A 6,536-nucleotide genomic window follows, 5' to 3' on the forward strand; every position below is an offset into this window, starting at 1 on the left:
CGCCCCATCGATAGAAGTTTGTATTGAATAAGAAAGGAATGTAAACATGTTGCGTCGTCAATTTTTAGCCGCTGCCGCTGCTGTCGGTCTGGCTTTCACCGTTTCTGCCTCTGCCGCCCCGGTTGAAGGCAAAGATTATGTAGTTTTGGAAAAACCGATTGTCAATGCCGAAAACACCTTCATCAAGGTCTATTCCTACGACTGCCCCTTCTGCTACCGCTATGACAAGGGTGTGGTACCGATTCTGAAAGAAAAGCTCGGCAAGGAACTCACCTTCAAGGACTATCACCTTCACACCAAAGGTAAGTACGGCAATCAAGGCGATGATGTCCTCGCTGTGCTTTGGGTCGAAGACGAAGCTGCAGGGCGCGATCCCACCGATGAAGGCTCTTTGCACAAGAAAGCTAAGTTTGCCCTCTATCAGGCCTATCACGACAAAAAAGAACGCTGGGACGCCGGTGAAGATGCTTTCATCAAGACCGCTCTGGATGCTGCAGGCATGAGCCGAGCCGACTTCGATAAGAAAAAGACTGACCCCAAGGTGCAGGCTCTTGTGAAGTCCTGGAAAGACTGCACGTATGACGTTGCCAAGATTCAAGGCGTTCCCGCTTTTGTCGTCAACGGCAAGTATCTGTTGAAGACCGCCTCGATCACGTCGATCGACAGCATGGTTGAAAACATCCGTGAATTGGCTAAGAAATAAGGAATGAGTCGATGAAAGGGTTTTGTTCGAGCTTTAAAAAAGATCCCATGGGGACGCTGGCTGCGTGGCAGGATACGCGTGAGCCGTGGTTGCTTTTTGCCGTCACGTCCATCATTTTGGTGCTCCTGGCACACTACCTGTTTCAGAACTGGCTGCACATGCTGCCGTGCGAGCAGTGTGTATACATCCGCTACGGCAACATCGTAATGGCCATCGGCGGCTTTATCGTGGCGATCAAACCTAAGGTGATTTGGTCGAAGATTGTGGGCATCGGTGTGTTCCTCTACGGGCTCATTTACACGATGATGTGCTCGTGGAAATTGATGGGCATTCATGACGCGGTGCACTCGGATGATCCGTTGGCAATGTTCGGGATGCAGGGCTGCTCGACAGAACCCACGTATCACTTCGGTCTGCCGCTTGATAAGTGGTGGCCGGAATGGTTTAAGCAAACCGGTGACTGCGGCTACGATGCACCGGTAGTGCCCGATGGGACGCAGTTGGGAGAGTTCCAGCGTTGGCTCATTGAGATTTATCAGGCGAGCGACGGCTGGTATCTGTTCCCGCAGTGGAAGTTTATGGACATGGCCGAATGCTGCATGCTCGCATGCGTGTGCTATGCCATTTTGCTCGCGGCACTGCTTTTTGCCTGGGTTAAACGTGACTTTTTGAAGTAGTCCTCATAGAGACAAAAGTCATGTTTGGGCCTGGATCGGATCTTTGGATTACGATTCGGGCTTTTTTGCGCTCTGACGAGCATATCAAAAAAACGGGCTCGTTTTCACGAGCCCGCTCAAACTACAGTTTAAAGCCTAAGATCAATTAGTCTTTCTTGCTGCGGTTAGCAAAGAAGTTGGCCTTTTGAATGTCAGCCGTACGGATCGTAAAGATCTGATTGGTCAAATCTTCGGCTAACTTTTCAGCGCTGGCCATAATGCCCAGGTTGAATTCATTGAGCATCTTATCGGCCTTCTTGGCATCTTTCTTGTAGGTCTTCAGATATTGTTCTTCAAAGGCCTTTTGCTTCTTAGCCGTGTCGGCTTCGAACTCGTGGTAAGCCTTTTCAACGATCGGAGCCAACTTCGGATAGTCAGTCATCACGAGCGTTTGAAGTTTACGATACTTCCAGTACACCGATTGGCTGTCGGCTTCGTTCGTACCCATGCCATAGTGGGCCGGGTAGGCGTCAAGGCCGTGATAGTACGGGACATAGACCGACAGATTCGGCATACCCATGGCCACATAAATCACAGAACCGATTTCGCGCGGCATCCAGGGACGCACTTGCATCACGTGAGATTCGTAGGTGCGGAAGACGCTGATCGGACGGAATTCTTCATCACCTCGCAAGCCCTTCGTGTACGGGTCGTGGCTTTGAAGTTCGCCGGATTCGTAGTGGTTACGAAGAATCGACTTCATGTCTTCAAGCGTGACCTTCTTGTCGGGTTTGGCGTAGACCGGGAAGGAGCGACCTTCTTGAACCGGTTGCTTCAGGCTCGGCGTGAGGATCTTTTGAACTTGCCAGACGCGCGGGTCGTTGTACACACGGTCACGTTCATCGTCACGCGTGTAAACCTTGGCGAAATTGAAAGCACCGTCTTTCTTTTCGTTATAGAAGCCGTTGTCAGCAGCCCACTTCACGAGGTTCTTGCTCGCCATGAAGTCTTCGCTCTTCGGATCGTAGGCTTGCAGACGGCCTTGGTTACCGGAGGCAAAGTATTGGTCACGCGGGATGCGTTGAGCAATCCATTGATGGCCCGTGCCGGTTTCGAGGTACCACATTTCTTTTTCGTCAACGAAAGCCACACCGAAACCTTCGCCTGCGCCGATCGATTCAACAATGCTGCCGAGAATTTGGACGCCTTCGCGGGCGGTCTTAGCGCGAGGCAGAATCACATCCAAGATGTCGTCTTCGGTGATACCGGTGGCTTCATTGTAGGGGTCAAGCTTCAGCAGTTCATCCTTTGCGTAGATGGATTCCGTACCGGAGATACCGACGCCGGCTTCGTTAAAGCCTACAGCACCGTGCAATTGCGTCTTCCAGTTCGGAACGGTCGTGTAACGCATGGCGTTTTCAGGCAAAGGATATTCAAAATTGGTGGCACCCTTGTAGTCTTGTGTGCGGTACATACCCTTCTGATTCTTCTTGGCGGGGTGAATCACCATATGTTGAGCTTTTAAAGCATCGCTGTCGGCGTTGCGGCCCACAAAGAAAGAACCGTCAGCGGTTGCTTCAGGACCGACCAAAACGGTCGTGCAAGCCAAGCTCATCGAAGAAAAAGCGGCCAAAACAGAGGCCACTAATGCAGCTTTTTTAAACATGAAATACTCCTCAAATTTTCGGCTGAGTCAGAGGTCACCCAGCCGCCCAATATCCTACGCCGAAGTACTTAGATTGAGCGGGAAAACGCCTAGGGATTTATCCGTATTGTCAAGACTCTGAAAAAGGAGCGATGAGAATCGTTCTCGTAGAAAAAAGATTACGAAAATTAACTGTATTACCGCGCAATTTCAGTACAATCTAATTGTTTAAGTCGGACAAAAATTTCTTTGTCTATTCAATGGTTTTTCCCTTTGATATTGGTTGAATAACATGACCTGTAATGTCACTCCTCAGTTGATGGCCAATGCTATCCGTGCGTTGGCTATGGATGCCGTTCAAAAAGCCAAGTCCGGTCACCCGGGTATGCCGATGGGCATGGCTGATATCGCCGTGGCTCTGTGGACAAAACATTTGCGCCACAACCCGGTCGATCCGAAATGGATCGGTCGTGACCGTTTCATTCTCAGTAACGGTCATGGTTCTATGCTGCAGTATGCGCTGCTTCATTTGACCGGATACGATCTCACGATTGAAGATCTGAAGGCTTTCCGTCAATGGCACAGCAAGACGCCGGGTCACCCTGAAGTGGATGTGACACCTGGGGTGGAAACCACCACAGGCCCCTTGGGTCAAGGGATCGGCAACGCCGTCGGTATGGCGTTGGCTGAAAAAATGTTGGCCGCTGAATTTAATCGCCCGGGTTTTGATGTTATTAACAACTACACCTACTGTTTCTTGGGTGACGGCTGTCTGATGGAAGGCATCAGCCACGAAGTCTGCTCGTTGGCCGGTACTTGGAAACTCAATAAGCTCATCGTTATTTATGATGACAACGGTATCTCCATTGACGGCAAGGTGATCAATTGGTTCTCGGATAACACTCGCGAACGCTTTGAGTCTTATGGTTGGAATGTCATCGGTCCGGTGGACGGTCACGATATTGACGCCATGGATGTCGCGATTGCTCAGGCTAAGCAAAGCGAGGATAAGCCGACGCTCATTATCGCCCGTACGGTAATCGGTAAGGGCTCTCCCAATCGTCAGGGTACGAGCAAAGTGCACGGTGAAGCCTTGGGTGAAGAGGAATTGAAACTCACCCGAGAAGCTCTGGGCTGGACCTGGGATCCGTTTGTGATTCCTCAGGAAATCTATGACGCCATGGATGCTCGTGCAGCCGGTCAAAAGCTTGAGGGCGACTATAACGAAATGTTTGCTCGTTATTCCCAGGCTTACCCCGAATTGAGTCAGGAGCTCTCTCGTCGCTTGAAGGGCGATTTGCCGGCCAATTTCGACGCAGTCATGCAAGAAGCGATTGCCAAGGCTGCTCAAGCTCAGGAAACCGTGGCCACTCGTAAAGCCAGTCAGAAGGCTTTGAATGCCTTTGCCCCGCACCTTCCCGGTCTTCTCGGCGGTTCGGCTGACTTAACGGGTTCCAATCTCACGAATTGGACCGGAGTGGAGGCCATGCGCCCGGATACCTATCTGGGTCGTCACATCAATTACGGTGTGCGTGAATTCGGTATGTCGGCCATTCAAAACGGTATTGCGCTTTACGGTGGGTTTATTCCGTTTAGTGCCACCTTCCTCACTTTCTCGGATTATTCGAGAAATGCCATCCGTATGGCAGCACTGATGAAGCAACGCTCGATTTTTGTCTTCACTCATGACTCAATCGGTTTGGGTGAAGACGGTCCGACGCACCAATCCGTTGAACATATTCCGAGCTTGCGCTTGATCCCGAATTTAAATGTCTGGCGTCCGTGTGATACGGTTGAAGCGCTGGTGGCTTGGCAAAGTGCGATTGACTCGCGCCATGCGCCTTCGATTATTATCGGTTCTCGTCAAAATATTGAATTCATCGCTCGTGATGTTGACGAAGTTAAAGCCGATGCGGCTCAGGCTTTGCATGCCGGTGCTTATGTGATGAAGGAATCGGGTAAGGGTGCAGAACAAATCGATTGCGTGTTGATTGCAACCGGTTCTGAAGTCCCCTTAGCCGTGAAAGCTCGTGAAGCACTTGAAGAAAAGGGAATCGGCACTCGCGTGGTTTCTATGCCGTGTACTGAACTTTTCGATAAACTGTCTAGTGAAGAACAGCACGCCATTCTCACGGATGCCCCGAAGGTTGCTATTGAAGCTTCCGTAACGGGTCTGTGGTACAAGTACGTTAAAAACGGTGAAGTAGTCGGTATCGATACATTCGGTGAATCGGCTCCTGCCGCTGTGCTTTGGGAAAAATTCGGCTTTACCGTTGATCGCGTCGTTGAAGCCGCTATGAAAGCTATTAATCGTTAATTCTTAAGAGGGGATATTCAAAATGACCATTAAAGTTGCCATTACGGGTTTTGGCCGCATCGGTCGTAACGTGTTGCGTGCCCATTACGAATTGGGCAAAAAGCACGATATCGAAATCGTGGCCATTAACGCCATGGGTGACCTTAAGACCAATGCTCATTTATTGCGTCATGATACGGTTCACGGACATTTCAACCATGATGTCCAGATTGAAGAAGTTTCCGATACCGAAAAGTATCTGATTGTTGATGGCGACCGTATGCGCGTGTTCTGCGACCGCGATCCCCGCAACCTCCCGTGGAAGGAATTGGGCGTGGATGTGGTGCTCGAATGCACGGGTGCTTTCCGCACGAAGGAAAAATGCTTGGCTCACTTGGAAGGCGGTGCCAAGAAGGTTTTGATTTCTGCTCCGGGTAAGGGTGTTGACGCAACGGTGGTTTATGGTGTTAACCAGGACGTTCTCACCAAGGATATGACCGTTGTTTCCAACGCTTCCTGCACAACGAACTGCTTGGCTCCGGTTGTCAACGCTTTGCATAAGGCGATCGGTGTGGAACGTGGTTTGATGACGACCATTCACGCTTACACCAACGACCAGGTTCTCACAGACGTTTATCACAAGGATTTGCGCCGCGCTCGTTCTGCTACGCACTCCATGATCCCGACAAAGACCGGTGCTGCCGCTGCCGTGGGTCTTGTGTTGCCGGATTTGAACGGTAAGCTTGACGGTTTTGCCGTTCGTGTTCCGACGATTAACGTTTCGTTCGTTGATCTGACGTTTGAGGCCAAGCGTGACGTGACGGTTGAAGAAGTCAACGCCGTGATGAAGGCTGCTTCAGAATTGCCTGAAAACCAAGGCATTCTGGGCTACAACGATGAACCTCTCGTGTCCATCGACTTCAACCACGATGCTCACTCTTCGATCTTTGATGCCACGTTGACGAAAGTCTCCGGCACTCGTTTGGTGAAGGTGACGGCTTGGTATGACAACGAATGGGGCTTCTCTTGCCGCATGCTCGATACAGCCTGCGCCATGATGGCCGCTCAGTGAACTACACTGTCCTAAAAGGACGGAGCTTCGCGCGACCCGCTTGAGCCGTTCAGGCTCAAGCCTCTCGCCGAGGAACCCGCACCGACGGGTTTCTCCTCGGGGGAACTCTTCAAAAAGGAATCGCTTCCTTTTCCAGCGCACGGCCGTTCCGGCCGTATCGGTGT

The 6,536-nt window shown here is 51.0% G+C and carries 5 protein-coding genes; 4 read left to right on the forward strand and 1 reads right to left on the reverse strand.

Annotated elements, in window-relative coordinates; genetic code table 11:
* Positions 1 to 46 precede the first annotated feature (46 nt).
* Together H5985_RS04140 and dsbI are read left to right on the forward strand one after the other, a co-directional pair.
* Entirely contained in the window at positions 47 to 703 is a 657-nt protein-coding gene (locus H5985_RS04140) for a thiol:disulfide interchange protein DsbA/DsbL (protein ID WP_205050052.1), read from the forward strand.
* Between the two features lie 11 nt (positions 704 to 714).
* Positions 715 to 1,380: a protein-disulfide oxidoreductase DsbI gene (gene dsbI / locus H5985_RS04145; protein WP_205050053.1), complete on the forward strand. Its 666-nt coding sequence runs from the start codon at positions 715 to 717 to the stop codon at positions 1,378 to 1,380.
* A 145-nt stretch (positions 1,381 to 1,525) separates the two neighbouring features.
* Here the strand turns inward: dsbI and H5985_RS04150 are convergent, their stop codons facing one another.
* Positions 1,526 to 3,025: a C69 family dipeptidase gene (locus H5985_RS04150; RefSeq protein ID WP_205050054.1), complete on the reverse strand. Its 1,500-nt coding sequence runs from the start codon at positions 3,023 to 3,025 to the stop codon at positions 1,526 to 1,528.
* 271 nt (positions 3,026 to 3,296) lie between these two features.
* Between H5985_RS04150 and tkt the strand changes: the two genes are divergently transcribed.
* Together tkt and gap are read left to right on the forward strand one after the other, a co-directional pair.
* Positions 3,297 to 5,321, forward strand: coding sequence for a transketolase (tkt, locus tag H5985_RS04155; protein ID WP_420892573.1), 2,025 nt, complete (start codon positions 3,297 to 3,299; stop codon positions 5,319 to 5,321).
* A gap of 22 nt (positions 5,322 to 5,343) precedes the next feature.
* A complete protein-coding gene (gap, locus tag H5985_RS04160) occupies positions 5,344 to 6,372 on the forward strand; it encodes a type I glyceraldehyde-3-phosphate dehydrogenase (RefSeq protein WP_205050055.1) in 1,029 nt (342 codons plus the stop codon).
* The last annotated feature ends 164 nt before the right edge of the window (positions 6,373 to 6,536 follow it).

The sequence above is a fragment of the Parasutterella secunda genome, assembly GCF_016901835.1.
Lineage (GTDB): Bacteria > Pseudomonadota > Gammaproteobacteria > Burkholderiales > Burkholderiaceae_F > Aphodousia > Aphodousia faecavium.